The sequence below is a fragment of the Xanthomonas sp. 60 genome (assembly GCF_011761925.1).
In genome coordinates, this window is sequence record NZ_JAASQW010000002.1 from 513,034 (window position 1) to 528,316 (window position 15,283).

At 65.8% G+C, this 15,283-nt stretch carries 15 protein-coding genes and 1 tRNA gene; 13 read left to right on the forward strand and 3 right to left on the reverse strand.

What is annotated here, in order from left to right:
- Window positions 1–234 precede the first annotated feature (234 nt).
- The 6 genes from FHY09_RS06215 (at window position 235) to FHY09_RS06240 (ending at window position 7,193) form a co-directional block, all read left to right on the forward strand.
- Window positions 235–2,391, forward strand: a complete 2,157-nt coding sequence (locus tag FHY09_RS06215) for a methyl-accepting chemotaxis protein (RefSeq protein ID WP_166925228.1) — start codon at window positions 235–237, stop codon at window positions 2,389–2,391.
- Between the two features lie 123 nt (window positions 2,392–2,514).
- A complete protein-coding gene (locus tag FHY09_RS06220) occupies window positions 2,515–3,015 on the forward strand; it encodes a DUF892 family protein (protein ID WP_166925535.1) in 501 nt (166 codons plus the stop codon).
- Between the two features lie 827 nt (window positions 3,016–3,842).
- A complete protein-coding gene (atpC, locus tag FHY09_RS06225; protein WP_166925229.1) occupies window positions 3,843–4,289 on the forward strand; it encodes an ATP synthase F1 subunit epsilon in 447 nt (148 codons plus the stop codon).
- A 97-nt stretch (window positions 4,290–4,386) separates the two neighbouring features.
- Window positions 4,387–5,892 (forward strand): DASS family sodium-coupled anion symporter, encoded by a 1,506-nt coding sequence (locus tag FHY09_RS06230; RefSeq protein WP_166925230.1) that lies wholly within the window; start codon window positions 4,387–4,389, stop codon window positions 5,890–5,892.
- A 158-nt stretch (window positions 5,893–6,050) separates the two neighbouring features.
- The gene (locus tag FHY09_RS06235; protein WP_166925231.1) at window positions 6,051–6,452 is read left to right on the forward strand and encodes a hypothetical protein; all 402 of its coding nucleotides are present in this window, start codon (window positions 6,051–6,053) and stop codon (window positions 6,450–6,452) included.
- A gap of 27 nt (window positions 6,453–6,479) precedes the next feature.
- Complete coding sequence (locus FHY09_RS06240; RefSeq protein ID WP_166925232.1) at window positions 6,480–7,193, forward strand: hypothetical protein; 714 nt, start codon at window positions 6,480–6,482, stop codon at window positions 7,191–7,193.
- A 122-nt stretch (window positions 7,194–7,315) separates the two neighbouring features.
- On the opposite strand, the gene FHY09_RS06245 is transcribed toward FHY09_RS06240, so the two are convergent.
- Window positions 7,316–7,389, reverse strand: a tRNA-Gly gene (locus FHY09_RS06245).
- 105 nt (window positions 7,390–7,494) lie between these two features.
- A complete protein-coding gene (locus FHY09_RS06250) occupies window positions 7,495–9,309 on the reverse strand; it encodes an autotransporter domain-containing protein (protein WP_166925233.1) in 1,815 nt (604 codons plus the stop codon).
- Between the two features lie 158 nt (window positions 9,310–9,467).
- On the opposite strand from FHY09_RS06250, the gene thiS reads away from it, so the two are divergent.
- The 4 genes from thiS to FHY09_RS06270 all read left to right on the forward strand — a co-directional run bounded on the left by thiS (window position 9,468) and on the right by FHY09_RS06270 (window position 13,156).
- Complete coding sequence (gene thiS, locus FHY09_RS06255; protein WP_166925537.1) at window positions 9,468–9,668, forward strand: sulfur carrier protein ThiS; 201 nt, start codon at window positions 9,468–9,470, stop codon at window positions 9,666–9,668.
- Between the two features lie 85 nt (window positions 9,669–9,753).
- Window positions 9,754–10,548 (forward strand): thiazole synthase, encoded by a 795-nt coding sequence (locus FHY09_RS06260; RefSeq protein ID WP_166925234.1) that lies wholly within the window; start codon window positions 9,754–9,756, stop codon window positions 10,546–10,548.
- The gene (gene trmB, locus FHY09_RS06265; RefSeq protein WP_166925235.1) at window positions 10,548–11,282 is read left to right on the forward strand and encodes a tRNA (guanosine(46)-N7)-methyltransferase TrmB; all 735 of its coding nucleotides are present in this window, start codon (window positions 10,548–10,550) and stop codon (window positions 11,280–11,282) included. Before FHY09_RS06260 ends, trmB begins: the two co-directional genes overlap by 1 nt.
- Window positions 11,283–11,308: 26 nt before the next feature.
- Window positions 11,309–13,156, forward strand: coding sequence for an SLC13 family permease (locus FHY09_RS06270; protein ID WP_166925237.1), 1,848 nt, complete (start codon window positions 11,309–11,311; stop codon window positions 13,154–13,156).
- A 21-nt stretch (window positions 13,157–13,177) separates the two neighbouring features.
- On the opposite strand, the gene FHY09_RS06275 is transcribed toward FHY09_RS06270, so the two are convergent.
- Window positions 13,178–13,513, reverse strand: a complete 336-nt coding sequence (locus FHY09_RS06275) for a Rieske (2Fe-2S) protein (RefSeq protein WP_166925239.1) — start codon at window positions 13,511–13,513, stop codon at window positions 13,178–13,180.
- A 180-nt stretch (window positions 13,514–13,693) separates the two neighbouring features.
- On the opposite strand from FHY09_RS06275, the gene FHY09_RS06280 reads away from it, so the two are divergent.
- The 3 genes from FHY09_RS06280 (at window position 13,694) to mscL (ending at window position 15,210) form a co-directional block, all read left to right on the forward strand.
- Window positions 13,694–13,972 carry a hypothetical protein gene (locus tag FHY09_RS06280; protein ID WP_166925241.1) on the forward strand — a complete coding sequence of 93 codons (279 nt, stop codon included), beginning with the start codon at window positions 13,694–13,696 and terminating at the stop codon, window positions 13,970–13,972.
- A 71-nt stretch (window positions 13,973–14,043) separates the two neighbouring features.
- Window positions 14,044–14,751: a fumarylacetoacetate hydrolase family protein gene (locus tag FHY09_RS06285; protein ID WP_166925243.1), complete on the forward strand. Its 708-nt coding sequence runs from the start codon at window positions 14,044–14,046 to the stop codon at window positions 14,749–14,751.
- A gap of 54 nt (window positions 14,752–14,805) precedes the next feature.
- Window positions 14,806–15,210: a large-conductance mechanosensitive channel protein MscL gene (gene mscL, locus FHY09_RS06290; protein ID WP_166925245.1), complete on the forward strand. Its 405-nt coding sequence runs from the start codon at window positions 14,806–14,808 to the stop codon at window positions 15,208–15,210.
- Window positions 15,211–15,283: the final 73 nt, after the last annotated feature.

Sequence of the window (15,283 nt, forward strand, 5' to 3'; positions counted from 1 at the left end):
GAGGTGAGGGTGCAGGAGCTTTGTACGTCGGCCGGCGCATGGAGGCCTGCCGGATATGGCATGGGGCGATGCGAGGCGCGACGCGGCCATTCCACGGGCGTCACCTGACCGTCATGAAGCGCACCGCGACGTAAATGAAACCGGCGCCGTGGCTGAAGCACGCCGCCCGAGCGCCGCTATCGAAAGGGCGCTACCCGATCAAGCCCCTTCCATCCTTATCCAGGCAAGAACTTCATGGTCTTTTTCCGCAACCTACGCATTGGCCAGCGCATGGCCTTGGGCTTCTCTGCCGTCATTGCATTGATGGTGCTTATCACTCTTATCGGCATCCATCGGGTAAACCTTATAGAAAAGGATCTCATCACCATCAATGAGGTCAACAGCGCCAAGCAGCGGCTGGCAATCAACTTCAGAGGCAGCGTGCACGACCGCGCCATTGCCCTGCGCGACGTGGTGCTGAGCGATGATCCCCAGGCACGTGGCGAGGCCTCGCGACTGATCGAAAAACTGGCCGGCGATTACGCCGCATCGGCCCGGCCGATGGACGAGATGCTTGCCGCCAGCGACGATGCGGAGGAAGTCGGCATGCTCGCAGCGATCCGCGCGAACGAGGGCCGCACCCTGCCCCTGCTGGCCCAGGTCAGCCAGTTGCGGGAAGCCGGCGACGTCGACGCCGCCAAGGCGCTGATGCTGTCGCAGGCCAAGCCGGCGTTCGTGGATTGGCTGGCCTCCATCAATGCGTTCATCGATCTGCAGGAGGCCAAGAACACGACGACGGGCAAGCAGCTCACCGCCACCGCGCACGGTTTCGCGCTGTTGATGATCGGCGCGACGCTCCTGGCGCTGGCACTGGGTGCCGCCATCGCGGTCGCCCTGACCCGCAGCGTGGTGGGACCCATGCGCCACGCCCTGCAGACCGCCCGCGATGTCAGCCAGGGCAAGCTGGATCATCCGGTAGTGTCACGGCGCAGCGACGAGGCCGGCCAGTTGCTGGAGGCAATGGAGCAGATGCGGGTGCGTATCCGCAGCGTGATCGCCGAGCTGGGCGAGATGACCGCGCAACACGAGCGCGGCACCATCAGCTACCGGATGGACGCCGACGCCTATCCGGGCGAATTCCGCGCCATGGTGAGCGACACCAACGCCCTCGTGGCCGCGCACATCGCCGTCAAGATGCAGGCGGTGCGGCTGGTCGGGCGCTATGCCGTGGGTGATTTCTCCAGCGACATGGAGCGGCTGCCGGGCGAGAAGGCGGTCATCACCGACACGATGGACCAGGTGAAAGCCAATCTGGGCACGATCAGCCGGGAAATCCGCGAGCTGACCCAGGCCGCGGCGGAGGGCAACTTCGCCGCGCGCGGCAACCCGGCCGCGCATCAGTTCGACTTCCGCATCATGATTGAAAATCTCAACACCCTGATGAGCACGGCCGAGCAGAACCTGACCGGGTTGTCCGCCTTCCTCAACACCATCGCTTCCGGCGACCTGGACGCGCGCATGCGTGGTGATTTCAGGGGCGTGTTCGCCACCATGGGGGCCGATGCCAACCAGACCGCCACCAACCTCGCCGACATCGTCCGCCGCATCTCCACCTCGGCCGAATCCATCACCGGCGCGGCCACCGAGCTGTCCAACGGCAACCAGGATCTGTCCCGGCGCACCGAGCAGCAGGCCGCCAGCCTGGAAGAGACCGCCGCATCCATGGAAGAGCTCACCTCGACGGTGAAGCAGAACGCATCTTCAGCCGATCAGGCCAACCGCCTGGCCATCGACGCGGCGGCCACGGCAGACCGCGGCGGGCAGATCGTAGAGGAGGTGGTGACCACCATGGTTGGCATCGAGGCCGCCTCGCGCCGGATCGCTGACATCACCACGGTGATCGACAGCATCGCGTTCCAGACTAACATCCTGGCGCTCAATGCCGCCGTTGAAGCCGCCCGTGCCGGTGAACAGGGCCGGGGGTTCTCGGTGGTGGCCTCCGAAGTACGCAGCCTGGCACAGCGCGCGGCGAGCTCGGCCAAGGAAATCAAGGAGCTGATCGAGGACTCGGCCGCGCGGATCACCGAAGGCTCCGGCCTGGTGCGCACGGCGGGCAGCACCATGAAGGACGTGGTGTCCAGCGTGCAGCGGGTTACCGACATCATGCAGGAGATCTCGGCCGCTTCGCGCGAGCAGTCTGCCAGCATCGAGCAGGTGAACACGGTGATCGGCCGCATGGATGAGACCACGCAGCAGAACGCCGCGCTGGTGGAAGAAGCGGCCGCAGCGGCGGCCGAGCTGCAGGTACAGGCCTCCGGGCTGCGCCAGGCGGTGGCCGCGTTCAAGATCGGGCCGGAGGCGAGCCCGCAGGACGCCGGATTGCGGCAGCGGCGGCTGCAGGACGCGGCCTGACCGCCACCGTGGATGACCCGTGAGCGCATGCCACGCCGATGTGAAGCCGGTCGGCCCGCGCGTTCACGGGGCCATGGTGGACGGGGACGCATGGTTGAGGCTCCTTTCAACCAGGACGACCCCATGGCCATCAAGACCGCCGAAGATCTCTTCATCCACGAGCTCTCTGACATCTACAGCGCCGAAAAGCAGCTGACCAAGGCCCTGCCGCGCCTGGTGCGTGCGGCTGAGAATCCCGACCTCGCCGCGGCCTTCGAAACGCATCTGGAAGAAACCCAGGGCCAGATCGAGCGCATCGACCAGGTGGTGGAAACGCTGGGCATCAAGCTGAAGCGGATCAAGTGCGCCGCGATGGAAGGCCTGGTCGAAGAGAGCAAGGAAGTCATCGAGTCCATCGAGAAGGGACCGGTCCGCGATGCCGCGCTGATCGGTGGCGCACAGAAGGTCGAGCATTACGAGATCGCCTCGTACGGCACCATCGCCGCCATGGCCAGGCAGCTGGGCTACAAGGAGGCCGTGCCCCTCCTGCTGGAGACGCTGGAGGAAGAAAAGGCGACGGACGAGAAACTGACCCTGCTGGCCCTGCAGGGTGGCGGCAATGAGAAAGCGGCCGCCGCCAGGTAACGGATTCCAGGGCGGGCTCATGGAGCGGGCCCGCCGCGTGCTTGATTGCGCACCCCATGCCCGGTGGCCCCATGGAAGGGTTGCGCCGCGAGCATTTGCTCCGGTTGCGCAGTGAGGCATGAAGCCCGTCAAAGGCCCGCATGAAAATGCACCTGCTGGCCGTCGGGCTGGGTGCGGTGCTTGGTGCCGCCGCGGGTAAAGGCGCGGCTGTCGACTCTTTCAACAGCGTAGCGACCGGCCGCTGCCTGGCGCCTGACGGCGACCCCACTTCGCGCTGTGTTTGCCTCCGGCTTCGATAGACCACGTTCAGTCAGGACCAGGGCAACCACAGCGTGCTGCGTTGACCGGATGAAGGGCGCCGGTCTTTCGCCAGAAGTCCGGCGGTTTTCAAACGGGTGGACACGCTTGCGCGAAAGCAGGCGGCGCTGATGTACATACCGCTGCCAGGGGAGGCAAAGCCTCCGGCTACCTTCTGCAGGAGGATCCCCATCCTCCCATCGGTCCTGACGGGTTGCCTGGCCGCTCCCGCTGAGCAGCCAGCGAAACCTGCTACCGCTCACCCTCGACAAGCTGGCGCTTGGGGGCCGAAACGTCGTTGAGACTGTCCCGCACGGCGGAACCGGTGCACGTTGGTCCCGGGAAGAATGGACGGATGGTCCGCCTGGACGTCGAGTCCCGGCATCTCGAATAGGGTATCGTGCGGCCACGGACGTTGATCCAGATCAACGACGCGTCCCATAATGCACCGCAGCATGCATCACCGAGCGCAGCGCCCCTGGGCGTTACCCGATGAAGGATCCGGACATGGAAACCTGGAATGTGCCTGCATGAAACCGCTCACCGCACCCGACTTCATCCTCAAAGCCCCGCGAACCTTCTCTCTGGCGATCGTCAGTCTGACCGGCAGTCAGTGGGAGGGCGATGTGCGCGAGTTGAGCGTCCCGGGCCAACTGGGACGTTTTGGCGTCATGGCAGGTCATACCCCGATGCTGAGCACCCTGCGCGAAGGGCTGATGCTCATCTATCCGGCATCCAGCCAGACGCCGGTCCAGCTCTATCTGTCCGGTGGCTTTGCCGAAGTCCAGCCCGAACGGGTGACCGTGATGGCCGACCTGGCGCTGCGCAGCGATGACCAGGACAAGGCCCGGGCCGAAGCCGCACGCGCCGCCGCCGCCTCGCCCATGGCCGCCTCGTTCATCGACGAAGGCTACGCGAAAATGCACAACGAGCTGATGCATCATTTCGGCGCGAATCTGCGCGCTTTCCGCAGCTGATCATTGCGTTGCGGGCAGTGCGTCGGCCCTCCGTGCCCTGCCCGCCCCGCCATCGCAGCGCTGTTGCCCTGCCACGCCGCACACCCTAAGGACTGCCATGTTCAATCTCATCCGGTCGGCATTCGAATACTTCAGTAAAGCGGTTCCCTTCAAACTGCCGCAGGCATTGATCACGACCGGGGTGCTGATCGCCCTGCTGCTGATTCCCTGTCCCGAGGGCCTGACGCCCAAGGCGTGGGGGCTGGTGGCCATCTTCCTGACCACGATCGTGGCGATCATTCTCAAAGTGATGCCCATCGGCGTCATGGCGATGATGGCCATCGTCATCGTCTCACTCTCGCAGGTGACCTCCACCAGTTCCAAGGGTGCGATGGCCGATGCGCTGTCGAGTTTCTCCAGTCCGCTGATCTGGTTGATCGTCGTGGCGATCCTGATCTCGCGCGGGCTGAAGAAGACCGGACTGGGCAGCCGGATCGGCATGGTGTTCATCGCCCTGCTGGGCAAGCGCACGCTTGGCATCGGGTATGGCCTGACCATCTGCGAGCTGGTCCTCGCACCGTTCACTCCCAGCAATACCGCGCGCGGTGGCGGCATTGTCCACCCGATCATGAGGTCCATCGCCAACGCGTTCGATTCGGACCCGGCAACCGGCACGCAGGGCAAGGTCGGCACGTATCTGGCGCTGGTCAATTACCACGCCAATCCCATCACCTCGGCGATGTTCCTCACCGCCACGGCGCCAAACCCGCTGGTCGTGGATTATGTGGCCAAGGCCACCAACCAGCAGTTGCACCTGTCCTGGACCACGTGGGCGCTGTGCATGCTTCTGCCCGGCCTGGTCTGTCTGCTGGCCATGCCGCTGATCATCTACCTGCTCTCGCCGCCGCAGCTCAAGGTGACGCCGGATGCGGTGCACTTCGCCAAGGGTGAGCTGAAACGGATGGGCCCGCTGGCGCCGAAGGAAAAGGTGATGATCGCAACCTTCGGCCTGCTGCTGGTGCTGTGGGCCAACCTGCCGGCGCTGATCTTCGGCCCGGCCTACACGCTCGATCCCACGGTGGTCGCGTTCCTGGGGTTGTTCGTGCTGATCGTCACCGGGACGCTGGACTGGGACGACGTACTCTCCGAGAAAAGCGCCTGGGACACGCTGGTCTGGTTCGGTGCACTGGTCATGCTGGCCGAACAGCTCAACAAGCTCGGCGTGGTGGCCTGGTTCACCGAGGCCATGAAGAGCGGCATCATCGCCAGCGGCATGAGCTGGCAGCTCATCGCCGCGGTGCTGGTGCTGGCGTTCGTGTTTTCACATTACCTGTTCGCCAGTACCACGGCCCACATCAGCGCGATGCTGCTGGCCTTTCTCGGCGTGGGCGCCCTGCTCATTCCGCCGGAGTACGTGGTTCCTTTCATGCTGATGATGACGGCAGCCTCGGCGATCATGATGACGCTCACCCACTACGCCACGGGCACGTCTCCGATCATTTTCGGCAGCGGCTACGTGACGCTCGGCCTGTGGTGGCGCGTGGGGCTGATCATGTGCCTGCTGGAACTGGTGACGTTCGCGCTGGTGGGCGGCGCGTGGTGGAAGCTGCTGGGATTCTGGTGAGGGCATCCTCGATGATGCGATACATGCCGCTCGGTCCGCACATTCCTGCCTCGGATATGATCATATTGACTTGATGAGTTTCGCCTGCGCTTGCGCACCGAATGGGCAACATGGTTAGATCGCGGCTCATGGATGGACACAAGAGGCCCGTTGTGGACATGTCACTCAAGACGCCACGCCAACCTGCATTCAAGGCCATGGCACTGGTGGTGCTTTTGGTCATCGCTCTTCCCGCATGCTCAGGAGCAAGGATGAATCCGGTTTATTCCCGATCGATGGTTGAGCCCATCAGCGTTCAAGAAAAATCAGCGACCGAGCTCGTGCTGCGTTACAAGGTCCGGCCCGAAAGCAGCTACTACTCCGGCGGCGTGGATTATGAGCGTGTCGGCGACACGTTGCGCGTGGTCATCGGACGCTGCGCCGTGGGTGCTCCCTGCGAACCCATGGCCAAATCGGTGATCCCGCTGGATGACACGTGGCAGGCGGAAGTGCACCTGCCTTACGACGGTTCACGTGTGGTCGTTGTCCATTCCGACGGCGAGAACCAGGTCTATCCCTGATCACCGCGCACACGCAGGAGGATATGGATGTCCGATCACAAGAAGCCACCCGAAGCACGCGCGGTGCTGGGCATTCATACGAACACGGAGCCCGGTGCCCCCCTGATTGATGGGCACTCCTGGCTCACCATCACCCGTGACGGCAAGACCGAGGCCTACGGGCTGTGGCCCGCAGAGCATCCGCGCTTCAGCAAGGAGACCGCGCCGCCCGCCACCGACATCCGTCGCGGCATCGAGAACAGTTTCGACGCAACAGCAAGCCGCTATTACTCCTTGTCCCCCGAACAGCTGCGCGAGTTCGAGGCAGCATCGCGTGAAAAGGTCACCTGGGGTTATACGAATACCTGTGCATCGTGGGCCAGCGATACGGCGTATCGCGTCACCGGCGAGCGCGTGAACGCGTCCGAGCTTGGTGGACTGACCGACACGCCACGGGAAATCCGCGAAAGCATCGACAAACTGGAGCGCCAGCAGAGCACGTCCCGTGAGGCACCCCGTGAACCTGTAGATGTGCCGAAGGACCGGGGTTCGTCATCCAGCTCACTTTCCATGGAAGAAGGACGCGATCCGCAGGTCAATGCATTGCTGGCCAACGCCGGAGACCCCGAGCGCCTGCAACAGGCCCTGGAGCGCCTGCAGGAATCCGCGCGAGGTCAAGCTTTTGCCGACAGGGCTGCTGAACATACCGCGCAGCTCAACAGTGCAGAACAGGCACGCGGCCAGATGGACCGTTCAGTTTAGCAATGCGCAGCTGCATGAGATGATCGGACATTCGGAGGATGCACCGCTATCCGCACCGCGTTGGGCCCAGAATGACCGCAGATTGCGGAGCGCCTGGATGTGGCGCAAAACCTTGCTACACATGGAGCGGGTGAAGGGAATCGAACCCTCGTCAGTAGCTTGGGAAGCTACAGCTCTACCATTGAGCTACACCCGCAGCGCGAGTGCACAGTCTATTCGGCTCGCACCCTGAAGTGCAATGCGGTGGGCGACGATCTTCCGTCACCCACCGCGCACATCCCGGGCCAGTGCCCGGTGCGGCTCAGAAGCTGCCGCTGAAGCTGGCGAACACGGTCAGGTCCTGCGCGTCCTTCTGCAGCGTGGAGGCGCTCAGGCCGACGTTGCTCTGCAGGCCGAACAGCGCCATGCGCGCACCCACGATGGCCGTGGCGTAGTCCTTGTCGAAGCGGATGCCCGGCACCCGGTAGCTGCCCACGCCCGGCACGGTCTGCAGGAACGCGCTGCCCTGCTGGCGGTCTTCGAACTCATGGTCGTAGGTCACCTGCACGTACGGCTTCAGGGTGCCGCCGTCCAGGCGGGCCTGCCAGCCGATCCGGCCCACGGTGGAGTCCAGGTCCTGGTCGTTGTACCCCAGCGCGGTGGCGCTCGGATTGCTTTCCAGGTAACCGTCCAGCTTGACCTTCTGCCACGTCACCGCAGCGATCGGACCGTGACGGAAGCCGCCCTCCTGGCCGAACTCGTACCCGGCGTTCAGCGCAGCGGTCAGATTGCTGCCTTCCGGCGAGCCCTTGTGCTCCCGCGTGGCCGGGCCGAGGTTCACCTTGCGGGTCACGTCGTAATCCAGCCAGCTGTAGCTGACCTGGCCGTTGACCCACACGTTCTCGCCGTACCAGCCCGCGAACAGGCCGGCGGTGGTGTCGGACTGGGTGAAATCGCCCATGCTGTTGCCGAAATCGGCGTCCATGCGGCCGTAACCGGCGAAGCCACCGAACACCATGCCATCGCGTGTCCAATCCACGCCGAACAGACCTGCCGGGGCCAGGCCGTCGTACAGATCGGCGTGGTCGTAACGCTGCATGTCGCCACGCAGCCCTCCCCACCACGAAAGGCCATCGGCCGGCGCGCCACCCAGGTGCAGGCTCACCTGGTCGGCACGGGCGCGGCCGACGGACTGCGCCGATCGGGTCAGCACCTGCTGCAGGCGCGGGGCCTCCAGCACCGAAACGGCGTACTGGCCGAGAATCTCATGCGTCGCCGCGGACGGATGGATGCCGTCGGCGAACAGGTACGCGGTGGCGGCATCGGGCGCCACCAGGCTGGTCGGATTGCAGGCCACCGAGGAGGCCACGGTGCAGGCCGGGCTGGTGACGTTGCGGAAGCCGTAAGCGCCCGGCGATGCAACGATCTCACGCAGGATGCTGAAGGTATCGAGCGGGATGAAGTTGACGCCGGCCTGCGCCAGGCCATTGTAGAGCGCGGTGTTGTAGGCCGAAGAGATGCCGGTGAACTGGGCCATCATGGCTTGGCCGCCGGTGCGCGCCATCGGGGTCAGGCCCACGTCCGGCAGGTTGGGCACGAGGACATACTGGGCGCCGGCCTGCTGCAGGGTGGACACGATGCCCACTTCGCCGGCCACGGCCGCACCGATCACCGCCGGCGCCTGCGCCGGGGAGGTGATGCCGAGCAGGTTGTTGGCACCGCCCCACACGGTGTACAGGGTGTTGGGATCAGCGGCGCCGCCGTTGGCCGCCAGATAGCGGCTGGCCTGCGTGCGCAGCGACGGCGACGGGCCCAGCGGACCGACGATATCGGTGGCCACGGTGGCACCGCCGGCCGCGTAGTTGTCACCGCTCTGGCCGTTGCCGTTCGGGGTGGCGTTGGTGCCGTAGTAATCGGCCACATGCTCGGCCCAGACCCAGGCCGGGTTGGTGGTGAACTTGCCGGTGACGGGCTGTACCGACGGCGGCAGCAGCGGACGGAAATAGCCGCTGTCGGTCAGGCTGTCGCCGAAGAAAACGGTGCGGTTGAACGCAGGCTCGGCCGCCATCGCCGGCAGTGCGGCAAGGGCGACGGCCGCCGCGATCAAGGTACGGACGGGGCGTTTGCTGGACAGCATGTGAAGCTCCTGGAGAGGTGGATCGTCGGCGGATACGCCGGCGCACGGTGCAATGGTTTCATCCATGGCGCAGGCGCTCACGCTGCGCTGCGGCATGCCGCACGATCCGGGGCGCGTCGAGGCTGGGCGCCGTGCGCGTCCTGGGCGACAATCCGCGGATGGATATCCAGCTCAACGGCGAACCCCGCACCCTGCCCGCCACTGCCACCCTCCTGGACCTGCTGCGCACCGAGGGCCTGCTGGAGCGGCGCGTGGCCGTGGAGGTCAATGGCCACATCGTGACCCGCAGCCTGCACGCCACCCATGGCCTGGCCGAGGGCGATCTGGTGGAGATCGTGCACGCGCTGGGCGGTGGCTGATGCCCCCGCACCTGGCCGCCGGTGGCCAGCGCCCGCCAGAGTGCTGCGCTATCGGCCTCCGGGCGTTGTGGGCGATAATCCTGCGATGAATGCACCTGACCCCTCTGACGCGCTGGTCATCGCCGGCAAGACGTACCACTCGCGGCTGCTGACCGGCACCGGAAAGTTCAAGGACCTGCACGAAACCCGCCTGGCCACCGAGGCCGCCGGCGCGCAGATCGTCACCGTGGCCATCCGCCGCACGAACATCGGGCAGACCCCGGGCGAGCCGAACCTGCTCGACGTGCTGCCGCCGGACCGCTTCACGATCCTGCCCAATACCGCCGGCTGCTACACCGCCGAGGATGCCGTGCGCACCTGCCGGCTGGCCCGCGAACTGCTCGACGGCCACGCCCTGACCAAGCTGGAAGTGCTCGGCGACCAGAAGACGCTCTACCCGGACGTGGTGGCCACCCTCAAGGCGGCCGAACAGCTGGTCAAGGACGGCTTCGAGGTGATGGTCTACACCTCCGACGACCCGATCCTGGCCAAGCGCCTGGAAGAGATCGGCTGCGCTGCGGTGATGCCGCTGGCCGCGCCGATCGGCTCCGGGCTGGGCATCCAGAACAGGTACAACCTGCTGCAGATCATCGAAGACGCCAAGGTGCCGATCATCGTGGATGCCGGCGTGGGCACCGCCTCCGATGCCGCCATCGCGATGGAGCTCGGCTGCCACGGCGTGCTGATGAACACCGCCATCGCCGGCGCACGCAACCCGGTGCTGATGGCCGGGGCGATGCGCAAGGCGGTCGAAGCCGGCCGCGAAGCCTTCCTGGCCGGGCGTATCCCGCGCAAGCGCTATGCCAGCGCGTCTTCACCTGTTGATGGGTTGATCGGCTGATGACCAATCCCTTCGACAGCACCGGTTCCAAGGCACCGCCCAAGCCCTTCACCGTCCATGAGGGACGTCGCGAGATCCGCAGTTTCGTGCTGCGCCAGGGCCGTTTCACACCGGCCCAGCAGCGCGCCTTCGATGAGCGCTGGCCGCGGTTCGGGCTGGATTTCGAGGGCACGCTGCGCGACCTCGACGCCACCTTCGGGCGCGATGCGGGCAAGGTGCTGGAAATCGGCTTCGGCAACGGCACCGCCCTGCGCTTTGCCGCGCAGCAGGATCCCAGCCGCGACTACATCGGCATTGAAGTGCATGCGCCCGGCGTCGGCCGCCTGCTCAACGCGCTGGCCGAGGATGACGTGCACAACGTGCGCCTCTACCACCATGACGCGGTGGAAGTGCTCGAAAAGGAAATCGCCGACGGCGCGCTCGATGAAGTGCGCATCTACTTCCCGGACCCGTGGCACAAGAAGCGCCACAACAAGCGGCGCCTGGTGCAGCCGGGGTTCGCCGAGCTGCTGGTGCGCAAGCTGCGTCCCGGTGGCCGCCTGCACTGCGCGACCGACTGGGAAGACTATGCCGAGCAGATGTGGGAGGTGCTCGAGGCCACCCCGGGGCTGGTCAACCGGGCCGGTCCGCGTGGCCAGGTCCCCCGCCCGGACTGGCGACCGCAGACGCACTTCGAGACCCGCGGCCAGAAACTGGGCCACGGTGTCTGGGACCTGCTGTACGACCGCACCTGACCTGACGACGAACGGACCGCTCCCCCATGGAATCCGCGCTGACGCTGACAACCGACATGAAGCTCGTCCTCGGGCTGGTCGGTTTCACGATGGCGATGTTCCTGTTCGACCGCATCCGTGCCGATGTGGTGGCGCTGGTGGTGCTGGTGGTGCTGGGCGTGACCGGCCTGATCGCCCCGGAGGAGATCTTCGCCGGCTTCTCCGGCAACGCGGTGATGAGCATCATCGCCACCACCATCCTGGGCGCGGGGCTGGACCGGACCGGCGCGCTGAACCGGCTGGCCGCCTGGCTGCTGCGGCGCGGCCATGGCGTGGAGCAGCGGCTGCTGCTGATGACCACCGCGATTGCCGGGTTGAACTCGTCCTTCATGCAGAACCCCTCGGTGATGGCGCTGTACCTGCCGGTGGCTTCGCGGCTGGCGGCGCGCACCGGGCTGACCCTGCAGCGCCTGCTGCTGCCGGTCGCCGCGGCGATCGTGATGGGCGGTGCACTGACGATGGTCGGCAATTCGCCGCTGATCCTGCTCAACGATCTGCTGGCCTCGGCCAACAACAACCTGCCCTCCGGCCTGGCCACCATCGAGCCGCTGCGCATGTTCGCGCCGCTGCCGATCGGCCTGGCGCTGCTGGCGGCCTCGCTGGCGTACTTCCACTTCCACGGCAACAAGACGCTGGTGGAAGAGGAAACGCTGGCCAATGAAGGGGTCACCCCGGCACGCACCGAGAGCTACTTCGCCAAGACCTACGGTATCGAGGGCGATGTCTTCGAACTGGTGGTGACCGCGGAGAGTCCGCTGGTGGGCATGACCCTCGGCGAGGCGGAGACGGTGCACGATGCACCGCTGCTGCTCGCCCTGAAGACCGGCAACGACACCCGCCTGGCGCCGCCGGCGGAGATGCGCATCTGGGTGGGCAGCGTACTGGGGGTGATGGGCTCGCGCCGGCTGGTGAACGACTTCGCCCAGAACCAGTTCCTGCGCATGTCCTCACGCCTTCGCCATCTGGGCGACCTGTTCAATCCGAGCCGCGCCGGCATCTCCGAGGCGGTGGTGCCGCCGACCTCCAACGTGATCGGCAAGAGTGCCGCCGAGCTGCGCCTGCGCAAGGAACGTGGCCTGAGCCTGCTGGCGATCAACCGCGACAAGCAGGTGATCCGCGAGGACGTGCGCAAGGTGGAGCTGCGCGCCGGCGACATGCTGGTCTTCCACAGCATCTGGAGCGACCTGGCGCAGGCCGCCAAGGGCCGCGATTTCGTCATCGTGACCGACTACCCCAAGGGCGAACAGCGGCCGCACAAGTTCAAGATGGCCATGGCGATCTTCGCGCTGACCATCATCATCGCGCTGACCAGCAAGCTGCCCGTGGCGCTGACCCTGATGACCGGGGTGGCCGGCATGCTGCTGACCGGCGTACTGCGCATGGACGAGGCCTACGCCTCGATCAACTGGAAGACCGTCTTCATGATGGCCGGCCTGATCCCGCTCGGGTGGGCGATGGATTCCAGCGGTGCAGCGGCGTGGGTGGCCGGCCACACCATCGACAAGCTGCCCGAAGGCATTCCGCTGTGGGTGCTGGAGGTGGCCCTGGCGCTGCTCACGACCGCGTTCTCGCTGGTGATCAGCCATGTGGGCGCGACGATCGTGATGGTGCCAATCGCGGTCAACCTCGCGCTGGCGGCCGGGGGCAACCCCACCGCGTTCGCGCTGATCGTCGCGCTGTCGGCGTCCAACAACCTGATGACCGCCTCCAATCCGGTGATTTCCATGGTGATGGGACCGGCCAACTACACCCCGCGCGAACTGTGGCGGGTCGGCGGACCGCTCTCGCTGATCTACACCTTCGTGGTGGTGGCGATGATCAACCTGATGTTCTGATCCGTCACCGCACCGGCAGGGTCAAGCGAGGACCACCTGGCCGTCGCGCACCGCCACCGCCACCGCCCGCAGGCGGTCGCCCTTGCAGGGACCGGCGATGCACTGCCCACTGTCCAGCGCGAAAGAGGCACCGTGCGCGGCACAGACCAGGTGACCCTCGCGGCTCTTGAGGAACTGCCCCGGCGACCAGTCCAGTCGCCGCCCTGCATGCGGGCAGATATTGAGGAACGCGGTGACCTGCTCGCCCTGACGGTGGATGACGATCGATTCGACATCGCCGTCGATGGCTGCCTCGGCTTCGGCGAAACCGCCATCGGCGATGGTGGCCAGGGCGATGAGTGGGGCAGGAGGGGTCATTGCCGGGTCTTGTGAAGGAACAGGCCCCATTGTCGCACGGGTGCGTGCGAGGCTGGCCGAGGGATGAACGTAAGTGCTTGAAAGTCAAATGAGCGCGCCCGCTTTTAACGATTATTTCACTCAACGAAAAAACCGCCCCCTGATACTGGTGACCGCTGAGTTACAGCCAAGTGAGTGACCATGTACAACCGCACGTTCCAGTTCGGCCAGTTCCGCAACCTGTTCGCGCCGCGCAAGCCGCGCCATCCGCTGGTGCGCGTTGCGGCGGGTCTGCTTGGCCTGGCGATCCTCGGTGTGATGGTGTTCGTAGGCGTGTTTGTCGGCGCCGCAATGATCCTTGCCGGCCTGGCGTGGAAGCTGCTCGCGCAGCGCAAGGACGTCGGCCGCGCTGCCAATGACACCGCAGTGGTCGAAGGCGAGTACCGCGTAGTGCGCAAGTCCGCCCTGCCCCTGCACTGACCCTGCCCGCCCCCGACGCGATCGGGGGCGTCGGCGTTACACTGCCTCGACCTGATTGCTAGGACGTGCGCATGACTGATGTAATTCCTGCCCGGCCCCTTCCCCGTATTCCGGTAGTGGGCGGTGGAACGTTTCCGGTGCACCGCATCTATTGTGTCGGCCGCAACTTCGCCGACCACGCCCGCGAAATGGGCGCCAGCGTGCCTGATCCGGCCCAGCGCGGCCGCCCGCTGTTCTTCACCAAGCCCGCCGACGCCGTCGTGGTCGGGCATGACGATGTGATTCCCTATCCACCTTCCACCGATGACCTGCACCATGAGGTGGAGCTGGTGGTGGCCATCGGCCGCGACGCACCGGCAGGGCCGGTGTCCATCGCCGATGCCGAGGCCCTCGTCTACGGCTACGCCGTCGGCCTGGACCTGACCCGCCGCGACCTGCAGGCGGCTGCCAAGCAGAAGGGCGCGCCGTGGGACTCGGCCAAGTATTTCGATGCGTCTGCGCCCATCAGCGAGGTCGTCCACGCCGGCGAGGTGGGTGATCTGTCGGCGCTGAACCTGTCACTGGAAGTCAACGGTGAAGTGCGCCAGCAGTCGCTTCTGGACCAGATGATCTGGACCGTGCCCGAGATTCTCCACGAGCTTTCCCTGCTGTGGCAGCTGCGCGCCGGCGACCTGGTATTCATGGGCACGCCTGCGGGCGTGGCGGCTCTGAAGCCGGGCGACCGCTTCAGCGCGCGGCTGGAGAACGTCGGCGAGCGGCACGGCATCATCGCTGGATGACGCCTGCTGCGTTACTCTGCGGCGCGAATGCCCCCAACCCTCCAGGAGACCTCGATGGGATTCATCACTGAGTTCAAGGAATTCGCAACGCGCGGCAACGTCATCGACCTCGCCGTCGGCGTGGTGATCGGCGCAGCGTTCGGCAAGATCGTCACAGCGCTGGTCGAGAAGATCATCATGCCGCCGCTGGGCTGGGTCATCGGGCAGGTGGACTTTTCCGACCTTGCCTGGACGCTGGCGCCCGCACGCGTGGCGGCCGATGGCACCGAGATTCCTGCGGTGGTGATCGGCTATGGTGATTTCATCAACACCGTCATCCAGTTCGTCATCGTTGCGTTTGCGATCTTCCTTGTCATCAAGGCGATCAATCGTCTTTCCCGCAAAAAGGAAGCTGCGCCAAAGGGACCGAGCGAAGAAATCCTGCTGCTGCGCGAGATCCGCGACAACCTGAAGCGCTGAGCGCACACCGGGCCGCCGCGCAGCGCCGGGCGCCCCGCCCGGCAGTCGTTGCTGCGCGGCCGCACTGCTGCCG